This is a genomic window from Aequorivita iocasae (assembly GCF_016757735.1).
Taxonomy (GTDB): Bacteria; Bacteroidota; Bacteroidia; order Flavobacteriales; family Flavobacteriaceae; genus Aequorivita; species Aequorivita iocasae.
On the sequence record NZ_CP068439.1, the window covers coordinates 2,534,085 to 2,554,352 of the forward strand.

The following is a 20,268-nucleotide window of genomic DNA, read 5'->3' on the forward strand; positions in this document are numbered from 1 at the left end:
AGGGTATGACTGGTAGTGCATTTTCATTAGGAGAAGAAGTAGAATTGAGAAAAGTCGAGTATAAACTTCACGGAGAGCTGTGGAAAAAATTTACCTCTACTGATTTTGATTTAAATTTTGAGAATTGGATTAAAATAAAATACTTGAATGAAAATGCAGATGATTTTGATGATAATATAAGAGATGTTCCCCATAATAAAGGTGGGTTATACTTGTTTTATGTGAAATGTCAAATAATTTCTGGAATAACCGAATACCCTTTATATGTTGGAAGGGCACAAATAACAGAAAACCAAAATCTAAGAAAACGAGTTAAAGAATATTTCCAGAAATATAGCAAGAGTAATGAAAGACCTAAGTTAACCAGAATGTTCAATTATTGGAAGAATGATTTGTACTTAGCTTATTATCCACTAGATGATAACGAAGATGTGATTAGTATTGAAAATCAATTCATAAACTCTTTACTTTTACCTATGAATACTGAAATTCCAGATACCGAAGTTAAACAAGCAATTAAAGCATTCCAATAATGAAAATACCTGCATTAAGATCTAAAATAGGAGATTGGGATTATTACGTAACTACTTTAACATTTGAACAAGTGAGACAGTATGTCTCAAAAATTGATGACCAGTTACATAAGTCAGATTCACTTAAAGATTTGATTCAAAGAAGCATTACAAATAACTTTTTAAGTATAAAAGATTACATTATTAATCAACCTTCTGTTTTTTTTAATTCACTTGTCCTTGCTGTTTATGACGATTATCCTAATTGGCAAGAAATTGAGTTTAAATATGATGGTATTGAAACTTATAAAATGGGCTTGCTTGATTTTTCAAGTAATCATAAAATATTTCCCGTTGATGGTCAGCATCGTGTTGAAGGAATAAAGGCAGCATTAAGAGAAAATCCCGAATTTAAAAATCATCAAATAGCTGCAATATTTATTGGTCATAAAAATGATATTGAAGGCAAACAACGAACAAGAAGGTTGTTTACAACTTTAAACCGATACGCAAAACCGGTTAAATTAGATGACATTATTGCGTTAGATGAAGATGACTCTGTTGCAATAGTAACAAGGCATATGCTAGAAGAATATGATTTATTTACAGATAAAAGAGTAATTTATTCTAAACAAAAGGCAATACCCACCAATAATAAGGATGCATTAACTTCAATAATAACTCTATATCAAGCTAATGTTGAATTATTTAGTGTTTACTATGAAAAAAAGTTTGAAAAAAAACCTACGAAGAATCGAGTCTCTGAGTATTTAAAATTCAGGCCATCAGAAGAAGAAATTGAAGAATTTAAAATCTTTTGTATTCAATATTGGGACTCATTTAAAAGTAAACTTTCTTTTATAACCGAATATCTAACCCTAGATGTTAATGCTGCCGTGCCCTACCGAAATAATGAAACCGGAGGAAATCTTCTTTTTAGACCAATTGGGTTACTTCCATTTTTAAAAGCAAGTTTAACAATCCACAAGAGAGAGGAAAAGACTTTCAATGAAATTTTTGAAAGGTTTAATAATATCAATTATGCTATAGATACTCCGCCTTGGCAGTATGTTGTATGGAACCCTATTGAAAATAAAATGATTATGAATGCATCTTCTTTAACATATTTGTTATTGATATACCTATATGATAGTAAGATACTTCAAGGAAATGAATTACAAAAATTGAAAGAAGGTTACGCTTCAAAAATTTCCTACGAGCAGAATCTAGATGATGTTTTAAATGAGATCTAATTGGAAGAATTGAACAAAATATCATACCTCGACTACAACGCCACCACCCCAATCGACCCAAGGGTATTTAAAGCAATGTTACCGTTTTTAAAGGACAATTTTGCCAATCCAAGCAGCACCCACCATTTTGGACAGAGTATCAATGGAAAAGTAAAACAGGCTCGTGAACAAATCGCAGATTTTATTAATGCTGAATCTAATGAATTAATTTTTACTAGCGGAGCAACAGAAGCTATTAATATTGCCATTAAAGGAATTGCGGAAAGCTATTCAAATAAAGGAAAACACATCATCACTCTATCAACTGAACACAAAGCGGTTTTAGACACTTGCAAAGATTTAGAACGAAAAGGTTTTGAGGTTACTTATTTGCCTGTTCAACCTAATGGATTGATTGATTTAGTAGAATTGAAACAAGTCATACGACCTGACACTATTTTGGTTTCCGTAATGTATATCAATAACGAAACCGGAGTCATTCAACCAATAAAAGAAATTGCAACATTGACCCACCAAAATGGAGCTTTGTTTATTACAGATGCCACACAAGCAGTTGGCAAAATTGAAATTGATGTAGATGCTTTAGGCATTGACTTACTTTGTTTTAGCGGTCATAAAATGTATGCTCCAAAAGGGATTGGAGCCTTGTATGTAAGAAATAAAACAAAACTCACCCCTCAAACGCACGGAGGTGGTCACGAACAAGGCTTGAGAAGTGGTACACTCAATGTTCCTGGAATTATTGCCTTGGCAAAAGCTTGTGAAATAGCCAGTGAAGAAATGGCTTTGAATCAAAGAAAAATTTCTGCATTGAGAGACAAACTCGAAACTGAATTTTTAGAACTGCCAAATACTTCACTTATTGGTGATTTAGAAAACAGAATTTTCAACACGACCAATATTTGCTTCAAAGGACAAGATGCCAATGTTCTGATAGGCAGAATGAAAAATATTGCTGTTTCCAATGGCTCTGCTTGTTCATCGGCTGTTATTGAGCCATCCCACGTTTTGAAAGCTATGGGATTAAATGATGATGATGCTTTTGCCTCTCTCCGTTTTTCATTAGGAAAATACAACACAATTGAAGACATTGAAACTGTAGTCAACAAAATAAAAGAACTCACTCAACCAAATTTTAAATATGCTTAAAGATTGTGATTGGTCATTGGATAGAGATTACAAAACTGGTTCAGAAAATGAGCCTTTGCAATTCTATTTGGATGGATTAGCCAATAGCAAAGAATTTAATTTGTTGTTGGGTTATTTCAGTTCATCAGCTATTAATTTACTTTCTGTTGGCTTTGCCACATTCATCAGCAAGGGTGGAAAAATGAAAATGGTTATCAATCACTTGCTTTCATCAAAAGATAAAGAAGCTATTGAAAAAGCCGCCCAAGAATCGATAAACAAAGTTTTTGATTTAACAGATGTAGTAAGTCTTGGACGAGTTCTTGATGAATATGATACGCATTTTTTTGAATGTTTGGCATATTTAATAGCAGAAAAACGCATTGAAATAAAGGTTATCAAACCCAAGAACGGAAAAGGAATAGCCCATTACAAATCAGGCGTTTTTAGTGATGGTCAAGATGCTGTTGGCTATCAAGCATCTTGCAACTTTACCTATTATGGTCTTTCTGAAAACATAGAACAACTAGAAGCTTTTTTGAGTTGGGAAAATGGCAGGTCAAACAAACTGATTAAAAAGCAACTTAAACTCATTGATGACTATTTCGCTGAAAAAGATGAAGATGTTGAATATGTCTCTGTTAGTGAAATTGAAGTCGTTCTAAAAGACAGATTTGGCAAGAAAGACATCAACGAATTGCTTGTTCAAGAAGAACAATTACTAAAAAAGAAACAGAGTTTAATGCTTTCTAATCCAAAGCTTAAAAAAACTATCAGTAAGCTTTTTAACGAAATTGAAATAATTAGACGCACACCAAGATTCCCATATTCAGAAGGAGCGAGAGAATATCAGATTAATGCTTACAACAGTTGGGTAGCAAATAATTACAAGGGTATGTTTGCAATGGCAACAGGAACAGGTAAAACGATAACCTCGCTTAACTGCCTACTTTACGAATACAAGAAAACAGGAATTTACAGGGCAATTATAACCGTACCAACAACGGCTCTGGTTGAACAATGGAAAAAAGAATGTGCTAAGTTTAATTTCAGAAATATCATTACTGTCAGTTCAAAAGAAAATTGGGATAAAAACCTAGCATTTTTCAATACTGCCTCAAAACTGATTGATACTTCTTATATCGTCATTGTTACTTATGCTTCTTTGGCAAGACCAAAGTTTCAAAGTTACTTTACACAACTTCCAAAAGACACTATTTTAATTGCAGATGAAACGCACAATTTGGGTTCTCAAGGAATTTTAAGATTGCTGCCAAACATCCATCTTGAAAAACGAATTGGATTATCCGCAACTCCGCACAGAAAATTTGACGAATTAGGAAATCAAGCCATTCAAGACTTTTTCAATGATGAGCCACCTTACATTGTTTCCTATTCAATGGAAGAAGCATTGAATATTGGTTGGTTGTGTAAATACACATATCACCCACACATTGTAAAGCTAACAGACCAAGAGATGGAAAAGTATAAAGAACTTTCCCTTCAATTGTTGAAAATGGGCTTATTTGATAAAGAGACAGGTTCTTTTAGAAGCACTCCAGAAATTGAGAAGAAACTATTAGAAAGAAAACGAATCATTCACAAAGCATCCAATAAATTAAATGCATTCAAAGCTATATTAAGAAGTGAGTTTGACAAAAGAAAGAATCTGAAATACACTTTAATTTATGTTCCGGAGGGCATTGAAGCAAATTTTGATGAAGCTGATTACAGTGTTGAAACCGAAGTCGAAAACAGATTAATTAATGAATATACAAAAGCAGTAAGCCATACAGATGATTCAGTAATGGTGAAACAGTTTACTGCAAATTCTACTAATCGTGAGGAGATTTTAAAAAACTTTGAAGAAAGTAAAATTCACGTATTGACCTCTATGAAATGTTTGGATGAAGGTGTTGATGTACCACGTTCCGAATTGGCGATTTTCTGTGCAAGTACAGGAAATCCACGACAATTTATCCAAAGAAGAGGAAGGGTTTTGCGGTTGCACAAAGATAAAATTCACGCAACCATACACGATTTAGTAGTTGTGCCGGAAGTATCTGATGAAAGCACTTTTGAAATGGAAAAAGGGCTGGTAAAAAAAGAACTCGAACGAGTGGTTGACTTTGCTAATCTGGCAATGAACAAAACCGCCACGTACGAAACGCTGAAAAATATTTTGGACTACTACAATTTAAACCTTAACGATTTATAAAATTCTTCTTATGGCAAGGAAAGACGATATACTCAAAAGTTTTTTAACCCACGAGCTCATTGAAAACAAGTATAAACTTAAAAAAGAAGAAATGCCTTCTACAGTTAGAGAAGCTTTGAATTCTGATATTCCGATAGTAAAAGCAGTTGCTTTAATTGTGGAGGGCTTGGAAAAATCTCCTACAGCAACTGATAATGAATTGAGAAATAGTGTTCTTCAATTTTTAAATACTGCGATATGATAATTAAAAAAATACAAATAGAGAATTACCTCTGCTATTATAGTATAAACACTTTTCAATTTGAGGATGGTCTTAATATTGTTTTAGGCGAGAACAATGAGGGTAAGACTAAGTTTTTTGAAGCTGTTGAGTGGTTGTTTGATGGCAGAACAGATGATGTAGTTAATCTAATTTCAGCAAAAAAACTAAATGAAATTAGTTCAGGAGATAGCTTTAGAGTAAGTGTATCAATGATTGTAGAACAATATGAGACCGAATCTAAAATATCAAGAAGTTTTACGGTTAACAAAAAAGCGACTAATGAGATTGACACGTCAAGTGTTTTGTTCGAAGGAGAAGAGACAGACAATACCACAGGAGAAAGAATTCCAAAGAACGCACAAAACCTACTGGACAGAATTTTTCCATATCAAATACGAAAGTATTCAATGTTCAAAGGAGAAACTGAATTGAACATATTTGATAATGATGAAGCTCTCGCAAACTTAATAAACCTTTTTTCAGATGCCAGACATTACGAGAAATACACTGAAAAGGGGGCTTTTTTAAGAGATAAAGCTGAAAAAGCAGTTGAGCAATCGACAAGGCAAAATAGGCGAAATCAGAACGCTTATAATTTATTAGAAAGTGAAATATCTCAGCTGCATAGAGAAAAAGAAAGATTGAAAGTTCATCTTAATAGTACTGAAGAAGAAAAGACTAAGCTTGAAAAAAACATAAAAGAAGCTGAGAAATACGCTAATAATGCCAAGGAATTAGAAACAATAAATAAAAGAATTGAAAATATTGAAACTAAAATTTCGCTAGCAAACAGAATAATTGACTTTAATTTTACAACCTCTCTTTTTGATGAGAATTGGATTCTAGTAAACTTTGAGCCATTCCACAAAGAGTTTTCAGAAAAAATTGCAGCCCACAGTATAAAGAGAAGAGAATTACAATCAGAATACGATAAGGAAAAGGGCATTAAAGAAGGTGAGAAAAGGGTAAAAGCTGAACTTCTCAATAATGCGGTTCCGCTACCAGATAATATTCCTTCAAAAGCAATTATGGAGGAAATGCTTAGTGAGAAAATTTGCAAAGTTTGCAATAGATCTGCTAATCCAAATGGAACAGATGAAGAAGTTAAAGCATATAATTTTATGATGTCAAGACTTAAAACCTATCTCGAAAGTCAAGCCGTCAAAGAAAATGAACCTGAAAAAGATGAACTACTATTTAAATATGATTATGCGAACAGACTTGAAAATTTAAGTATAAGCCACGAAGACAATCTGAAAAACTTAAGATTAATCCGTTCAGATATAAAAGATAAATTTGAGTTAATAAGTGAAAGGGAAAAGGAAAAGCAAGGGTTTGAAGAACTTCTAGAAAAAGAAAAAGATGAAAGAAAGAAAATTTTAGGCGACTCAAAAATTGCCGATGAATCAAAATTATTAAATGTTTTTAAGAATTATACACATTGGCAAGAAGACTTTAAATCAATAAATAAAGATTATTTTAATCTAAATACAAAATTTCAAGGCATACTGAATAAGATTAAGTTAAAACAGGATGAAAAAGATAAAATTGATTTAACTTCTGCAAGTTCATTTTTATTAAAAACCAGAGATATTCTAAGACATATCGAAGTAATATTCAATGAAACTAAGGAAAAAAAATTTGACGAATTCATTAATAGACTTGAAAGCAAGTCAAATAAATATTTGAGTAAAATCAACGTTGAAGCATTTACTGGTCAGATTAAGTTCTCTAAAAAGAGAATTGGAGGGGATAGAATGAAAATTGAGGTTTCACTCTTCGAATCTGGTGGCAGATATTTTGTTCCAGGTACAGCAGTAAGAACTTCAATGAACATTTCTATCCTTCTTGCAATTTCTGAACTTGCCAACGAAGTTAGGGATGAAACCTATCCGATGATTTTTGATGCACCTACATCTTCATTTGGAGAAACTAAAACGGGTGATTTTTTAAATCTAATTTATGAAACATCAAATCAAAAAATAATACTCCTAAAAGACTTTATCGGTTCTGTTAAAAATCCTGATGGTTCAATTAAAGAATTATTTATAAAGAATGAGTTCAACTCTGTAAAACGAAAAAAGGCATTTTGGGTAAAACTGGAAAGGCCATTTGACAAAAATATACTATCAACAATTAATACTGAAGTAAACCCATTATAAGATGAAAAATTTGTTTGAAAAATGGAAAGAAAAAATTCCTAAATACCACATAGTTTTTAGAGAGACTTTATTTGAAAAATTGACGCGTACAGGTGGTGGTGGTGAACAAGGAAGAGAAGATAGAGGGAAACAATTCTCAAACAACTATGAGTTATATATTTATGCTTTCTTTTTTGGGTTGTATAAAGACGAATATAGTCCAATATCCGAGGGTTCAAGGAAAATTGATTTTAGTATGCCTATTAAGACTTGGGGTAGTAAAACTAATGTTTTAGGTCGTAAGGACTTTACTAACTTGCAAGAAAATATGTTTATATCACTTTTAGCAAAAACGGACATTGACCTAGTAGCTCTTGAAAAAGGAGAATTGGACGAAGATGATGCAGTAAAACTGTTGATTAAAACAATGGAATCTTACACCAACGGAGGACTCATTCTGATAAAGGAAAAACTGGAAGAAAATCCTAACTACTTCCTTCAGCCGACTTCATTTGTGAATATGATATTAGAGACCGCTGATTAATAAAAGGAATAATTTATAAGATATGAAACCTAAAAAAAATAGTGGGTCCTTAAAAAACAATAGTTTATATTTGAATATTCTCCCCAGTTTTAAAAATTAAAACAATGAAAAAAAATAAATTTTTATTTTTAGGGGGAGTATTTTTTCTATTTCTTACCTCATTTTCACATGAGGTTGCGGAAGTCTACATCTGCAAAGGTCCACAAAGCAAGAAATACCATTATAAAAAAGACTGTAGAGGTCTTTCAAGTTGTTCTACGGATACCTATTCGGTAAAATTAAGCGAAGCTAAGAAACTGGGGATGTAAGCTTCCCTTAAAACCGAACTGTTTAAAAGTAGAATAATTATCTTAAATTTAAACAGTATTATGAGACGAAGTAAATTTTCACCGCAACAGATTGCAAAGATTTTAAAGGAATTCGACAACGGAAAGAGTGTTGACCAGATCAGCCGTGAGCACGGTGTTGCCCCTGCGACCTTCTATAAGTGGCGCTCCAGGTATGCCGGGATGAACACCAAGGAGCTCAAGCGCCTCAAGGAGCTGGAAGAAGAGAACGCCAGGCTCAAGCAGATGTATGCCTCCCTTGCCCTTGACCACCAGATGGCCAAGGAGATCATCGAAAAAAAGCTCTAAAGCCCTGCAGGAAGCGAACCATTGCCAAAGAACTTATTCATTACGGCATCTGCAGGGCGTGCCGTGTACTCAACATGAGTAAGAGTGTTTATTATTATAGGCCGTTGCCCAAGGATGACAGCGAGATAGAACAGGCCTTACAACAAAAGGCAAAGGAACATTCAGAGGAAGGTTTTTGGAAGGCCTATGACCGGTTGCGCGAAGAGGGAAAACCCTGGAACCATAAGCGTATGCACCGGGTCTATGTGGCACTGGGGCTCCCCTTGCGCAGAAAGGTGAAGAAACGTTTGCCTGCCAGAACAAAAGAACCCCTGGAGGTTCCAAGCGAGCTCAACCATACCTGGAGCATGGATTTTGTAACAGACGTCCTAGAGAACAAAAGGCGCTTTAGGGCATTTAATATAATCGACGATTTTAACAGGGAGGCACTCCATATTGAGGTCGACTTCTCCCTGACGAGCAACCGCGTGGTCTGGGTGCTCAACCACCTTATCAATAAAAAAGGCAAACCAAAAAAAATACGGATGGACAACGGCCCTGAGTTTATCGCCAAGATCGCCTCGGAATGGAGCGAGATGCACGATATCGAGTTCAAGTATATACAGCCGGGGAAACCCACACAAAATGCGTTTGTCGAAAGGTTCAATGGGAGTTACAGAAGAGGGGTGCTCAACAAATATATCTTTGAGGATATAGATCAGGTAAGGGAGCAGACACAGATATGGATGCACGATTACAACCATTACCGCCCGCACGACGGGCTGGGTAAAATACCGCCGGTAAAATATGCGGAACTTAATTCTCTTGGGGCTAGCCCCAAGAGAATTAAAAACAATAAGTTTGTAGAAGTATTAGAAAAATGAACAGTTCTAATTAGGGGAAGCTTACAGGTTGTTGCCTTAACGCAATGTCAATGACATTAAAAGGTGGTGCAACAACCCAAGTGTGTCCGGCTTGGAATTCTCCGTCATCAACAGACCAAAAATATTTAGTTTCAATCTTTGATTCAATGGGGAAGTCAATTGTTAAACTTCCTTTAGTTAAATAATTCCAATAGCCTTCCTTTTCAAGAATTCTGCTCAAAACAATTGAAATATCTATACAGGCACCAAGTCTACCATCTTTTTTTAATTCCTGATTCAAAATTTTCGCAATGAATGGGATTTCTTTTTTTGCTCTTTCTATATATTCAATTGAGTATTTTTTCTCATTTACATAATTAGCATACAACTCAAGGAATCTGTTGTTTTTTTGTTCTTGCTTTAGAAATTCATTAGAATCATAGAAAGCTATTGAATTGTAGTCAATGTTTAATTTTTTAAAATGTTTTTCTAATGCGGTCATCTTTTTTTAAATGGTGTGGAATATGTATATACGCTATACGTATTGCGTATATATAGCACATATGCGCCATTAGTTTTTTATTAATTTCAAAAATAAAACAAACTCAAAACCCACCCAATACGAATACCGTAAGAGTGGGTTTTATATTGGGGAGAATGCACAATAAATAAATTAATCTCCTTTCTTATGCTTGTGTGGCTTCAGAGATGGTGTGTTCTTCGGAGTATCCTTATTATCTCGTTGACGTCTATCGGGCTCACCGGTAGATTTCGCTATTCTTTTTCTTCCTGGTTTAATTCCCATAATTTCTAATTATTAAATTATTCTACAAATAAATTTAATAATTTAAAGAGAAAATAAATCCTAAAAAATTAAGAAGTTATAAACCAAAAATTAACAAACCCACCCATTACGGAAAACCGTAAAAAAAGGGAGGGGGGTATACCAAATGTCGAAGTTTTTTGTTAAATAAATCTTTTAATTTCTTAGACCATTCAATGTAAATCTATCTAACAATGGTGAAGGTAAACCCGCCTGTCTTAATATAAAGACGTGATGACACGCTCGCGTAACTGCAACTAAAAATAATTTTCGAGATCTTTGAAAAGTCACTGGATTATCTCCTCTTAATTCTAGTGGAGCATTATATTGATTTTGAAAGATGATGACACCATCAAATTCCTTCCCTTTTGCTTTATAGGTAGTCATAACATTAATTCCAACTTCCGATGCTACATCACCGGATAATTGCGCTTCAACAATTGCTCTTTGTAAAATGCCCCTTGCATTCGCGTAACATTTATTTTCAATCCAGGTTTGGGTAAGATCACGCATTATAATTTTTCCTTGATTATAAGCGATAAGATATTCTGAATGGCTTGCAAATGATTTTATTGCACCAACTGAACACGTTAACAGCTTTTGTTGAATAAATCTCCAATCTTTTGATGGATTACCAGATAATTGCATGTTTCTTAATTCATTTATTAAATTAATGAAATATGAAACCGTTGTTCCCCCAGGTTTCTTATCCGAGTATACTTTTTCAATCCACGAATTATATTTTTTTATCTCGTTTTCTTTTCCGGTGGCGCTGTAAAAATCTTTAAGAATATTTAAAACCCACAGAAGGTGTTGTTTTTCATTAAGAATAGGTTCAAGCAAACAAGCTATCATGCGGCTAGAAAGATTCGTCTCGGTTACGTCAAATTGTACTCTATGATTTATTTCTTTTGCTCTTAAAGCCGCCGATATCATCTTTACACCTTTAGCCCAGGGACATAATATGGCTATACTTTGAGGATATTCACCCGTTTCTCTTTTAATAGTTTCTTTAAGAATTCCAATACTTGATCTAATCCATTTATCTCTATGTTGGACTTGAGGACTGTAAATTAACGAAGTTACCCCCTTATAAGTTCCATTTCGAGGTGTATTATTTAAAACATCGCGTGCAAAATATAAAATTTCAGAATTTGGGCTTCTATAATTTTCAGATTCCAAGGTAATTTCTATAGGAGAAAGAAATTCTTTTATACTATTAATTCGTTCGGGATTTATATCGGGTCGGTAATCAAAAATTTGTTGGTCCAAATCACCTAAAAGAATAAGTTGAGAAATATGATTAAACAATTTAATAAATTCCCACTGCTCCGCATCGGTATCTTGAGCCTCATCAACTATAATTAACGGGAAAGTATTTGCTAGAGTTTTTCTAATCCTATTACTTTTGACAATAATTTCTAAAGCAACTTTTGAAAATCGATCAAAAGTAATTTTGCCTTCCATGTATAGTAAATTATCTTTTTCTTTTACCCATATTTCATCATTTTCATTACGATTTAATCTCAGTGCATCCTCATCGTGAGGTGGGATTATTGTGATTTTTTTGGGACTTCCTAATAGATAGCAATGTGTTTTTATTATTTCTAAAAAGAAGGCATGAAAAGTTTGAACATATAATTGTTTTCCGAATTTTTTATGTTCTGAAAAGTTTGAAGACGACTGTAAAATTCGAGATTTGGCATTTCTCGAAAAGCTCAAAAAAAGTACTTTTTGACCTCTATTAAGATTATTATCTTCTATATATTTAAATGCCTTTGCTAATGCTATTGTTGTTTTGCCCGACCCTGGCCCACCAATCACTAGTAAATTTGTGTTACAATTTAATATTGATTTTCTTTTGAGGTCTATGTTAAGTGACATATCTTATTCTTCTTCAGAATTTTCAACATCCTGTTTACTAGAAAAATCAATAGGATTTATATGTTCAGGCTGCGGGAAACTATTATAAATTTCATGGAAAAAAGTAACTAGAGTTGGAGGTAAATTATTTTTGTTACACATTTCGACTAAATCAGCCGAACGTCTTTCACCTTTTTTTTGCTTTAATGCTTCAAGTGTAAAAGATTTGACTAAATCGTCAATAGGTTGTTCGTCTGGAATAAAAGGACCCGAACCAAACTCACCAACTTTTTTTAAATCCTTCAAAAAATCCCATTGAATAGTAATCGGAACTTCATTAATCAATAATTTTTCTATTCCGTTCACTGGAATTTCAGTATAGAAATCGAAAGTTTCCTGTAAAGCTTGGATTTCTTCTGGAGTTCTTTTCAAATAATCAAAAAAGGCATAGGTTTTTAATCCAATTGATTTAAAAAATTTGCCAAACTCAAGTACGGTCCCGTCTCCCCCCGCTTCAAATATCGTAACCCCAGACAAATCAATCGGATAGTTATCAAAATCCTTTTCTAATATCTTTGAAGCAGATGTAAGCACTTCTAACTCAGTAAGACCTTCACCAACAATAACCGCATTACCTAATATAACCTCAGCTATAGAATGGCGTATCTTACGGCGATAGTTTTTTGATTTCAATCCTGACGCTAAGCTTAAATTTTTCCCTTTCATTATTCCGATTTCATCTTTACTCAAAATCATTATGTTCTGTGGATCAAATTTTTCAATCACATAGGGGGAGTGGGATGTTACAAATGATTGAGTAGTAGTATTAATCAGGTAATTAATTATTCGCCGTTGCGTATGAGGAGGTATGGAAATTTCTGGCTCTTCCATGGCAAAAATAATATTTTCCTTTTTTAATTCTGCAATAGCTGAAAGCAAAGCAAATACTAAGGTACTTAGTGTTCCATTTCCTAACTTTTGGAATGGCACTGGTGATTGATTTATTGATGATGACATGAAAAACGCCAAAGTTTTTCTTAAATGATCTCGAGTTAATTGGGAGACATGAAGAGTTGTAGCTTTATGATTATTAGGTAGTGCAATATATTGTCCAATACGCTTTTCAATATTATCTAAAACTTTTCTAAGTGAACCAATACTATCTTCCAAAGGAGGATTTAAGTCTTTAAGTCTACCCCTCGTCTCTTCCCAAAATTTCGGTCGCATTTCGCCTACTCTTAAGAGAATATCTAATAAACTCCCCTGTTCTAAACTTAATGCCCTGCTACCAGTCCGGATTGCTCTTAAATAAAGGAAGCCAATTTGTCTTTTCCTAAACTTTGTGAGCTCAGAAAAAACACCTTCTTCTTCATTAGGGGAATGGGAGTAAAAAGTTTTGGCAACAAATTCATCTTCTTCTTTATCATAATTTCCCACAAATTTAATTCTTAAACATTCTTGCGTATGTTCTTCATCAGCATCTTCAATTTCCCCTTCTTGTAAAATTTCCTTTTTCCCCATGTGCCAAAACTCTAAGTGACTTCTAAAAATACTTTTTAATTCTTCTGAAATATCAATTAATACAACTTCTATATTAATTTCCACCAATTCCCCATTTTGAAGAATATACTCTCCATTATAGAAATCATATTCATCTATTGCAGAAGGACGGTTAATACGATCAGGTCCTAGAACTAAATCTAAAGCTTCGCAAATTGTAGATTTTCCAATATTATTTCTTCCGACTAGAAGTACATGCCCATTAAAGTACAAAGTGGATTCTTTAATCCCTCTAAAATTGGATATAGATAATTTACTGACTTTCATAAAGATATTCTAAGATTAATTTCTAGATATTTAAGCGCCATATAGTTACTAAAATGGAGTTTATATATAACAAACGCAAGCCCCCACATTACGGAAAACCGTAAGAGCTCAAATTTTTTAAAAGGGGAGAACCCAAATATACATTTTTATTTTAAACAATTCATCCTCAGTAAATTTTGTAGAACACTAAAAAACAATTCATTATATTTGAATATTCTCCCCAGTTTTAAAAACTAAATCAATGAAAAAAAGTAAAATTTTATTTTTAGGGGGATTGGCATTTTTATTTCTTACCTCATTTTCTTATGATGTTTCTGAGGTCTACATCTGCAAAGGACCCCAAAGCAAGAAATACCATTATAAAAAGGATTGTAGAGGTTTATCAAGCTGTTCTACCGATACCTATACTGTTACCTTAAGCGAAGCCAAAAGGCTAGGTCGTTCTCTTTGTGGATGGGAAGATTAATCTGAAAAGATTTAATTTTGAAGTATGGATAACTACGGAAAATTTTATAGAGAACAATTTAAATTCTCCCTATTGATGGCAGCAATTGCAGGAATTGTTGTTTTCTTTTTGTGGCTTTTTGGAGTAATATAATTTTAAACAGGAATCTTATTGGATAAATACTAGAGTATAACATATTTAGCAGAGAAAGCTCGATTTATCCCTCAGAGCTATTACTTTTTTTAAGTAAAGTCATTAATTCTTCCCGAGCCATTTTTAGCTGTTTCTCAAAAAGTTCAATAGTTTCCTTTAATGGGTTATTCACGGTCTCAATATTCGCTGATATATTAGTAGCGTTGACATTGCTGTTTTCATAAAAGTTTAGGGTATTATATAAAACTTTTTCTTCACTAAATTCTTTGAGTCCTTCAAAGGTAACTCCCAAAGCATTCGCAACTTCTTTTAATTTGTCATCACTTATATTCTCGGATTGTTCCATTTTAGAAACAGCTTGCTTTGAAATGCCCCCTAGTTTTGAGGCGAGTTCCGACTGGGTCATTCCACGAAGCTTTCTAATTCTTTCTATTTTTCTACCTCTATGCAAACTGAGTGTATTTGTAATGTCTTCCATAATCTAAAGAATAATAATTTTAGTTTTTGATAAGGGTTATTTTTTTTTGTTCAGTAATATTCTAATTTTTTCTTTTTCACTTTCTAGTAGTCTCTCATATAATTCTACTACTTTATCAATAGGGCTGAAAACTTGATGGATTCCGTGCCCATTTTCTTGAATAGTTGAATTTTCTATTTTATTATTTATATAATAAACAGCTAAGCTTTCGTCAAAATTTTTGATAGCTTCAGATGGAACATTTAATATTTCGGCTATTTGGTTTAATATGTTATCATCAACAATTGCTGCATTTTCAATATTGGAAAATTCAGCTTGGGAAATACCCAATTCATTTGCCAATGTTTCTTGCTTAACACCTCGAAGTTTTCTTACATGGGCAATTTTCTGGCCAGTATGCATTGTTTGATTCTTTATAGATGCTTCCATGAGTTTTAATATTTGAGTAAATTTAATAAAAGTCAACCTAATAATTATAAAAATCAACCAAAATTATTTTTTATCTATTTACATTTTTAATTAATTGCGGTCGAAAGGGTTAGCCAACTAAAGAAAATCTATCACTTTTTTGCTTTTCTATGTTAATCCTTTAAACAAAAAAAGACCCACCCCGAAGGTTATGAAGCTGTGGGGGCAGGCCAGTAGTTAAATGAATGTATAACAATTAACCAATGCAAAATTATGAATAAAAATTACACTGGCAGTTATTGCCTTGCATTTAGATTTTTCTTATTTTTAAGTTTCTCCACGACATTGCCTGCCTTTGCGCAGGATTACTCCCCTCCCTTGATAACGGGCCAAGTAACAGATGCCAACGGCCCGTTAGCTGGGGCCAACGTCCTCATAAAAGGGGCGGCCCAAGGCGCCATTACTGACATTGAGGGCCACTACAGCCTGAGGGCAACTGCTACCGATACCTTACTCTTTACTTATCTGGGCTATGTGCCCAAAACGGAAGCCGTAAATGGCCGTAGCATTATTAATGTGGTATTACAGGAGGATGCCCTGGCTCTGGACGCGGTGGTTATTAATGCTGGGTATTATAAGGTTTCCGATAGGGAGAAAACAGGAAGTATCGCTCGCATTACCGCTGCCGAAATTGAGAACCAGCCCGTCTCCAATCCCCTGGCCGCTATGCAGGGTAGGATGGCAGGGGTGAACATTGTGCAGAACACTGGCGTGCCGGGCGGTGGGTTTTCGGTGCGCATCCGTGGGCGTAACAGCATTCGTGCAGATGGGAGTGAACCCCTTTATATTGTGGATGGGGTGCCGTATCCTTCGCAGTCGTTGGGTATGGGTTCAATATCTTTAGTAATGGGTGGGCCACAAAGTCCGTTGAATGGGATTAGCCCTACCGATATCGAAAGTATTGAAGTATTAAAAGATGCCGATGCCACGGCCATCTATGGTTCAAGGGGGGCAAATGGGGTTGTTCTCATTACAACCAAAAGGGGAAAAACAGGAAAGACAGAATTTACCTTTAGCGCAGAAAGTGGTCTGGGTAGAGTGGCTCGAACTCAGCGTTATTTGAGCACTGACGAATATCTGGCCTTAAGGAAAGAAGCTTTTGCAAATGATGGGATCAGTGAATATCCTGCCTTTGAATATGACATAAACGGTACATGGGAACAAGATCGCTATACTGACTGGCAAAAAGAACTTTATGGCGGTACAGCCTATTACTCACGGACACAAGCGGCCTTTACGGGTGGTAATGTAGAGACACGCTTTTTATTGCGTGGAAGCCACCAAAAAGAAACTACGGTTTTTCCTGGAGATTTTGACTATATAAAAAATGCAGTTTTGGGCACTGTATCGCATACCAGTAAGGACGATAAATTTTCAATTCGATTTACGGGTAATTATGTCACAGATAACAATGACCAACCCACTACCTCATTTGTTTTCCAAGGTAAGACCTTAGCTCCAAACGCTCCTGCACTTTACGATGAAGATGGGGAATTGAATTGGGAGAACGGAACCTTTAGTAATCCATTGGCGTTATTGAATGCCGAATATCTTTCAAAAACTTCCAATCTAACGGGCAGTGGATATTTGGAATATAAAATATTCAGCCATTTTTCCCTAAAAGCAAATCTGGGTTATAACGAAATGCATCTAGAGGAAAGCAGGACTTCTCCGAATACGGTTTACGATCCCGCCTTTGGTTTGGACAGTAGTTTTTCCTCTATTACCATTAATAACGGAAGACGTAGTTCGTGGATTGTGGAGCCACAATTGGAATATGGGAATTCTTTTGGAAAGCTAAAACTAAATCTCCTATTGGGTACTACTTTTCAAGAGGAGTCTTCAAAAAACACACTTACCACAGCAAGTGGTTTTACTACCAATAACCTCATATACGACCCTTCCTCCGCCTCCTTTATTTCTATAGATTCCAATTCCGATGAGGAATATCGGTACAATGCAGCTTTCGGCCGTCTCAATTTAAATTGGGACAAAAAATACATTTTAAATTTTACAGGAAGAAGGGATGGCTCCAGCCGATTTGGGGCTGGAAGACAGTTTGCAAATTTTGGTGCAATAGGTGCTGCCTGGCTTTTTGGAGAGGAAGATTTTATCAAGGAAGGTATTGAATTTCTTAGTTACGGTAAGCTACGCGGCAGTTATGGAAGTAGCGGGAATGACCAAATTGGCAACTATCAATATCTTGATACCTATGTGGGCAGTGGGCTCAGCTACCAAGGAATCCCTGGGCTACAACCCTCACAACTATATAACCCCAACTTTGGGTGGGAAAGCAACAGAAAAATGGAAATGGCTTTGGAGCTAGGATTTCTCAAGGACAAAATCCTTTTTACTGCCGCATACTACCGCAACCGTTCCTCGAACCAATTGGTAGGAATACCACTGCCAGGCACTACGGGTTTCCCTTCCCTAAATGGAAATCTTGATGCTACGGTTGAAAATACTGGCTATGAGTTTGAAATGAACACCATAAATATTGAAAGTACCCAACTACAGTGGACCACGGGAATTAACTTAACTATACCCCGCAATAAGCTTATCTCGTTTACAGGACTTTCCGAATCTACCTATGCCAATCAATATGTGGTGGGGGAGCCATTGGATATTGAGCTATTGTACAATTATTTGGGTGTAGATGCCGAGACGGGTCTTCACACCTTTCAGGATTATGATGGGGATGGACAGATAACAGCACCCAACGATCTTAAGAAGTCGGTTTACCGAGGAGTTGATTATTTTGGTGGGCTTTCAAATACCCTCAGTTATAAAGGTATTTCACTGGACGTGCTGCTACAGTTTGTAAAACAGGCCGGATGGACCTATGCATATACCAATGGCCTACCGGGTACACGCACAAATCAGCCAATAGCTATTTTAGACCATTGGCAAAATCCAGGCGATTCTTCCACCAACCAACTTCTTACGGCTGGCTATAATGACGAGGCTGCCATAGCCTATGGCCGTTACCAAAACAGCAGTACCGTGATTGGGGATGCCTCTTATATTCGACTTAAAAACCTTTCCCTTTCATATCAAATACCCAAAAATAGTCTTGGGTTGGACTGCAGGGTGTACGCATTGGGGCAGAACCTATTTACCGTTACAGATTTTGAAGGGGCAGATCCGGAAAGTAGAAATGTAGAGCAGTTGCCGCCCTTGCGGATGATAAGCATTGGAACAGAACTAAAATTTTAAATCATTGATTATGAAAACAACACACATATTAATTAAACAGCACTTTTTCCATATTATTTCTCTTGTAGTAGTCTCTTGTCTACTATCCTGCCAGGAATTTGTAGAGGTGGACACCCCAAATTACCTCTTGTCTGGAGAAAATGTATTTACAGATAAGCAAACAGTAGAAGCGGCCATGATTGGGATATATGGACAATTGAGGTCAAATCTTTTGCTTACGGGCGGTTCGAAGGGGATGAGCAATTTGTTGGGGAATTATGCAGACGAAATTGATTTTTACGGTGACATAGGACTCGCCGAGGATGTATTTTATAAAAATAATCTTTTGGCTTCAAATGCAACGGTAGCAGAAATATGGAATGGCTGCTACAGCCAAATTTACGCAACCAATGCCATTATTGAAGGGGTAGCAGGTTCTGCCTATTTTTCGGATGAGGAAATCAGGCAATATTCTGGGGAAGCAAAATTCTTACGGGCCTTAATTCATTTTTATCTATATAACCTCTATGGAGATGTTCCCTATATAACCACAACTAATTATATCGAAAACCAGTCGGTAAAGAGGGATGATAGGGAGACGGTATACACCAATTTAATCTCTGATTTAATATATGCAAAAGAAAATTTGCCCGATGCAGATACTAGTGGTGAGCACGTTAGGGCGAATGCCCGCACGGCAAGGGCATTGTTGGCACGTGTATATTTATACAACAAAGAATGGTCACAGGCTGAAGCTATGGCATCTTCCGTAATTGTGGATTCCCAATGGCAGACCAATCTGGAAAATGTATTTTTAAAGGAAAGCCCTTCCATTTTATTACAGTTAATGCCAGAGTTTGAGGGCATGAATACCTTGGAGGCAGAGACTTTTATCTTTGAAACTGCTCCACCCCCCACTAGGGCATTGTCAAACGGACTGATAAATTCATTTGAAGCTGGTGACCTGCGAAAGACAATGTGGATAGGGGAAGTCTCCGATGGGAATCAATCTTATTATTACCCCTATAAATACAAGCATCGCTCAGGGGAGGGAGGCAATGCGGAATATTCCGTTATTCTTAGGTTGGCAGAGCAATACTTAATTAGAGCCGAAGCCCGCGCAAAAATGGGAGATATTGCTGGAGCTCAGGCAGATATTAACAAAATCAGAACTCGAGCTGGACTAGAGAATTCCACTGCCACCTCCGAAAATGAATTACTGGCAGCGATACTACAGGAGCGAAGGGTGGAATTGTTTACCGAACATGGACATCGATTTTTTGATCTAAAGCGTACCGAAAACCTTGATGTTTTTTTGGTCCCCATTAAACCGGGATGGAATAGTACTGACGGCTTATTTCCCCTTCCCGAAAAGGAACTGCTTACGAATCCGAACCTTCAACCCCAAAATCCTGGATATTAACATGAATTTCTTGAAGATTCACAAATTACTTTGGATTAGCATACAAGGAGTAATTTTT

At 35.4% G+C, this 20,268-nt stretch carries 17 protein-coding genes; 12 read left to right on the top strand and 5 right to left on the bottom strand.

Annotated elements, in window-relative coordinates:
• Positions 1-5 precede the first annotated feature (5 nt).
• The 9 genes from JK629_RS11710 (at position 6) to JK629_RS11750 (ending at position 9,556) form a co-directional block, all read left to right on the top strand.
• Complete coding sequence (locus tag JK629_RS11710; protein WP_202335807.1) at positions 6-533, top strand: hypothetical protein; 528 nt, start codon at positions 6-8, stop codon at positions 531-533.
• A complete protein-coding gene (locus JK629_RS11715) occupies positions 533-1,765 on the top strand; it encodes a DGQHR domain-containing protein (protein WP_202335808.1) in 1,233 nt (410 codons plus the stop codon). The genes JK629_RS11710 and JK629_RS11715 overlap by 1 nt, the downstream gene beginning before the upstream one ends.
• A complete protein-coding gene (locus JK629_RS11720; protein WP_202335809.1) occupies positions 1,766-2,914 on the top strand; it encodes a cysteine desulfurase family protein in 1,149 nt (382 codons plus the stop codon).
• Complete coding sequence (locus JK629_RS11725; RefSeq protein ID WP_202335810.1) at positions 2,907-5,111, top strand: DEAD/DEAH box helicase family protein; 2,205 nt, start codon at positions 2,907-2,909, stop codon at positions 5,109-5,111. The genes JK629_RS11720 and JK629_RS11725 overlap by 8 nt, the downstream gene beginning before the upstream one ends.
• A gap of 10 nt (positions 5,112-5,121) precedes the next feature.
• A complete protein-coding gene (locus JK629_RS11730) occupies positions 5,122-5,352 on the top strand; it encodes a hypothetical protein (RefSeq protein ID WP_202335811.1) in 231 nt (76 codons plus the stop codon).
• The gene (locus JK629_RS11735) at positions 5,349-7,535 is read left to right on the top strand and encodes an AAA family ATPase (RefSeq protein WP_202335812.1); all 2,187 of its coding nucleotides are present in this window, start codon (positions 5,349-5,351) and stop codon (positions 7,533-7,535) included. The genes JK629_RS11730 and JK629_RS11735 overlap by 4 nt, the downstream gene beginning before the upstream one ends.
• Position 7,536: 1 nt before the next feature.
• Positions 7,537-8,058, top strand: coding sequence for a hypothetical protein (locus JK629_RS11740; RefSeq protein ID WP_202335813.1), 522 nt, complete (start codon positions 7,537-7,539; stop codon positions 8,056-8,058).
• A gap of 104 nt (positions 8,059-8,162) precedes the next feature.
• Complete coding sequence (locus tag JK629_RS11745) at positions 8,163-8,366, top strand: hypothetical protein (RefSeq protein ID WP_202335814.1); 204 nt, start codon at positions 8,163-8,165, stop codon at positions 8,364-8,366.
• Positions 8,367-8,426: 60 nt separating this feature from the next.
• Positions 8,427-9,556, top strand: a protein-coding gene (locus JK629_RS11750) for an IS3 family transposase (protein ID WP_202335815.1) whose coding sequence is annotated in 2 segments (ribosomal slippage) — positions 8,427-8,688 and positions 8,688-9,556 — 1,131 coding nt in all. Because the reading frame shifts where the segments join, the coding sequence is not laid out codon by codon here.
• 10 nt (positions 9,557-9,566) lie between these two features.
• On the opposite strand, the gene JK629_RS11755 is transcribed toward JK629_RS11750, so the two are convergent.
• From JK629_RS11755 to JK629_RS11765, 3 genes are all read right to left on the bottom strand, one after another.
• Positions 9,567-10,037 (bottom strand): hypothetical protein, encoded by a 471-nt coding sequence (locus JK629_RS11755; protein WP_202335816.1) that lies wholly within the window; start codon positions 10,035-10,037, stop codon positions 9,567-9,569.
• A gap of 477 nt (positions 10,038-10,514) precedes the next feature.
• Complete coding sequence (locus JK629_RS11760) at positions 10,515-12,242, bottom strand: UvrD-helicase domain-containing protein (protein ID WP_202335817.1); 1,728 nt, start codon at positions 12,240-12,242, stop codon at positions 10,515-10,517.
• Positions 12,243-12,245: 3 nt separating this feature from the next.
• The gene (locus JK629_RS11765) at positions 12,246-14,048 is read right to left on the bottom strand and encodes an ATP-dependent nuclease (RefSeq protein ID WP_202335818.1); all 1,803 of its coding nucleotides are present in this window, start codon (positions 14,046-14,048) and stop codon (positions 12,246-12,248) included.
• A gap of 241 nt (positions 14,049-14,289) precedes the next feature.
• On the opposite strand from JK629_RS11765, the gene JK629_RS11770 reads away from it, so the two are divergent.
• Complete coding sequence (locus tag JK629_RS11770; protein ID WP_202335819.1) at positions 14,290-14,514, top strand: hypothetical protein; 225 nt, start codon at positions 14,290-14,292, stop codon at positions 14,512-14,514.
• 196 nt (positions 14,515-14,710) lie between these two features.
• Here the strand turns inward: JK629_RS11770 and JK629_RS11775 are convergent, their stop codons facing one another.
• The gene (locus JK629_RS11775) at positions 14,711-15,124 is read right to left on the bottom strand and encodes a helix-turn-helix domain-containing protein (RefSeq protein ID WP_202335820.1); all 414 of its coding nucleotides are present in this window, start codon (positions 15,122-15,124) and stop codon (positions 14,711-14,713) included.
• 36 nt (positions 15,125-15,160) lie between these two features.
• Positions 15,161-15,553, bottom strand: a complete 393-nt coding sequence (locus tag JK629_RS11780; protein ID WP_202335821.1) for a helix-turn-helix domain-containing protein — start codon at positions 15,551-15,553, stop codon at positions 15,161-15,163.
• A gap of 252 nt (positions 15,554-15,805) precedes the next feature.
• Between JK629_RS11780 and JK629_RS11785 the strand changes: the two genes are divergently transcribed.
• Positions 15,806-18,808, top strand: a complete 3,003-nt coding sequence (locus tag JK629_RS11785) for a SusC/RagA family TonB-linked outer membrane protein (protein ID WP_202335822.1) — start codon at positions 15,806-15,808, stop codon at positions 18,806-18,808.
• Positions 18,809-18,818: 10 nt separating this feature from the next.
• Entirely contained in the window at positions 18,819-20,210 is a 1,392-nt protein-coding gene (locus JK629_RS11790; protein ID WP_202335823.1) for a RagB/SusD family nutrient uptake outer membrane protein, read from the top strand.
• The last annotated feature ends 58 nt before the right edge of the window (positions 20,211-20,268 follow it).

Coding starts and splice junctions, on each gene's coding strand:
- JK629_RS11710 (WP_202335807.1), top strand. CDS start 6: ATGACTGGTAGTGCATTTTCATTAGGAGAAGAAGTAGAATTGAGAAAA.
- JK629_RS11715 (WP_202335808.1), top strand. CDS start 533: ATGAAAATACCTGCATTAAGATCTAAAATAGGAGATTGGGATTATTAC.
- JK629_RS11725 (WP_202335810.1), top strand. CDS start 2,907: ATGCTTAAAGATTGTGATTGGTCATTGGATAGAGATTACAAAACTGGT.
- JK629_RS11730 (WP_202335811.1), top strand. CDS start 5,122: ATGGCAAGGAAAGACGATATACTCAAAAGTTTTTTAACCCACGAGCTC.
- JK629_RS11735 (WP_202335812.1), top strand. CDS start 5,349: ATGATAATTAAAAAAATACAAATAGAGAATTACCTCTGCTATTATAGT.
- JK629_RS11740 (WP_202335813.1), top strand. CDS start 7,537: ATGAAAAATTTGTTTGAAAAATGGAAAGAAAAAATTCCTAAATACCAC.
- JK629_RS11745 (WP_202335814.1), top strand. CDS start 8,163: ATGAAAAAAAATAAATTTTTATTTTTAGGGGGAGTATTTTTTCTATTT.
- JK629_RS11755 (WP_202335816.1), bottom strand. CDS start 10,037: ATGACCGCATTAGAAAAACATTTTAAAAAATTAAACATTGACTACAAT.
- JK629_RS11760 (WP_202335817.1), bottom strand. CDS start 12,242: ATGTCACTTAACATAGACCTCAAAAGAAAATCAATATTAAATTGTAAC.
- JK629_RS11765 (WP_202335818.1), bottom strand. CDS start 14,048: ATGAAAGTCAGTAAATTATCTATATCCAATTTTAGAGGGATTAAAGAA.
- JK629_RS11770 (WP_202335819.1), top strand. CDS start 14,290: ATGAAAAAAAGTAAAATTTTATTTTTAGGGGGATTGGCATTTTTATTT.
- JK629_RS11775 (WP_202335820.1), bottom strand. CDS start 15,124: ATGGAAGACATTACAAATACACTCAGTTTGCATAGAGGTAGAAAAATA.
- JK629_RS11780 (WP_202335821.1), bottom strand. CDS start 15,553: ATGGAAGCATCTATAAAGAATCAAACAATGCATACTGGCCAGAAAATT.
- JK629_RS11785 (WP_202335822.1), top strand. CDS start 15,806: ATGAATAAAAATTACACTGGCAGTTATTGCCTTGCATTTAGATTTTTC.
- JK629_RS11790 (WP_202335823.1), top strand. CDS start 18,819: ATGAAAACAACACACATATTAATTAAACAGCACTTTTTCCATATTATT.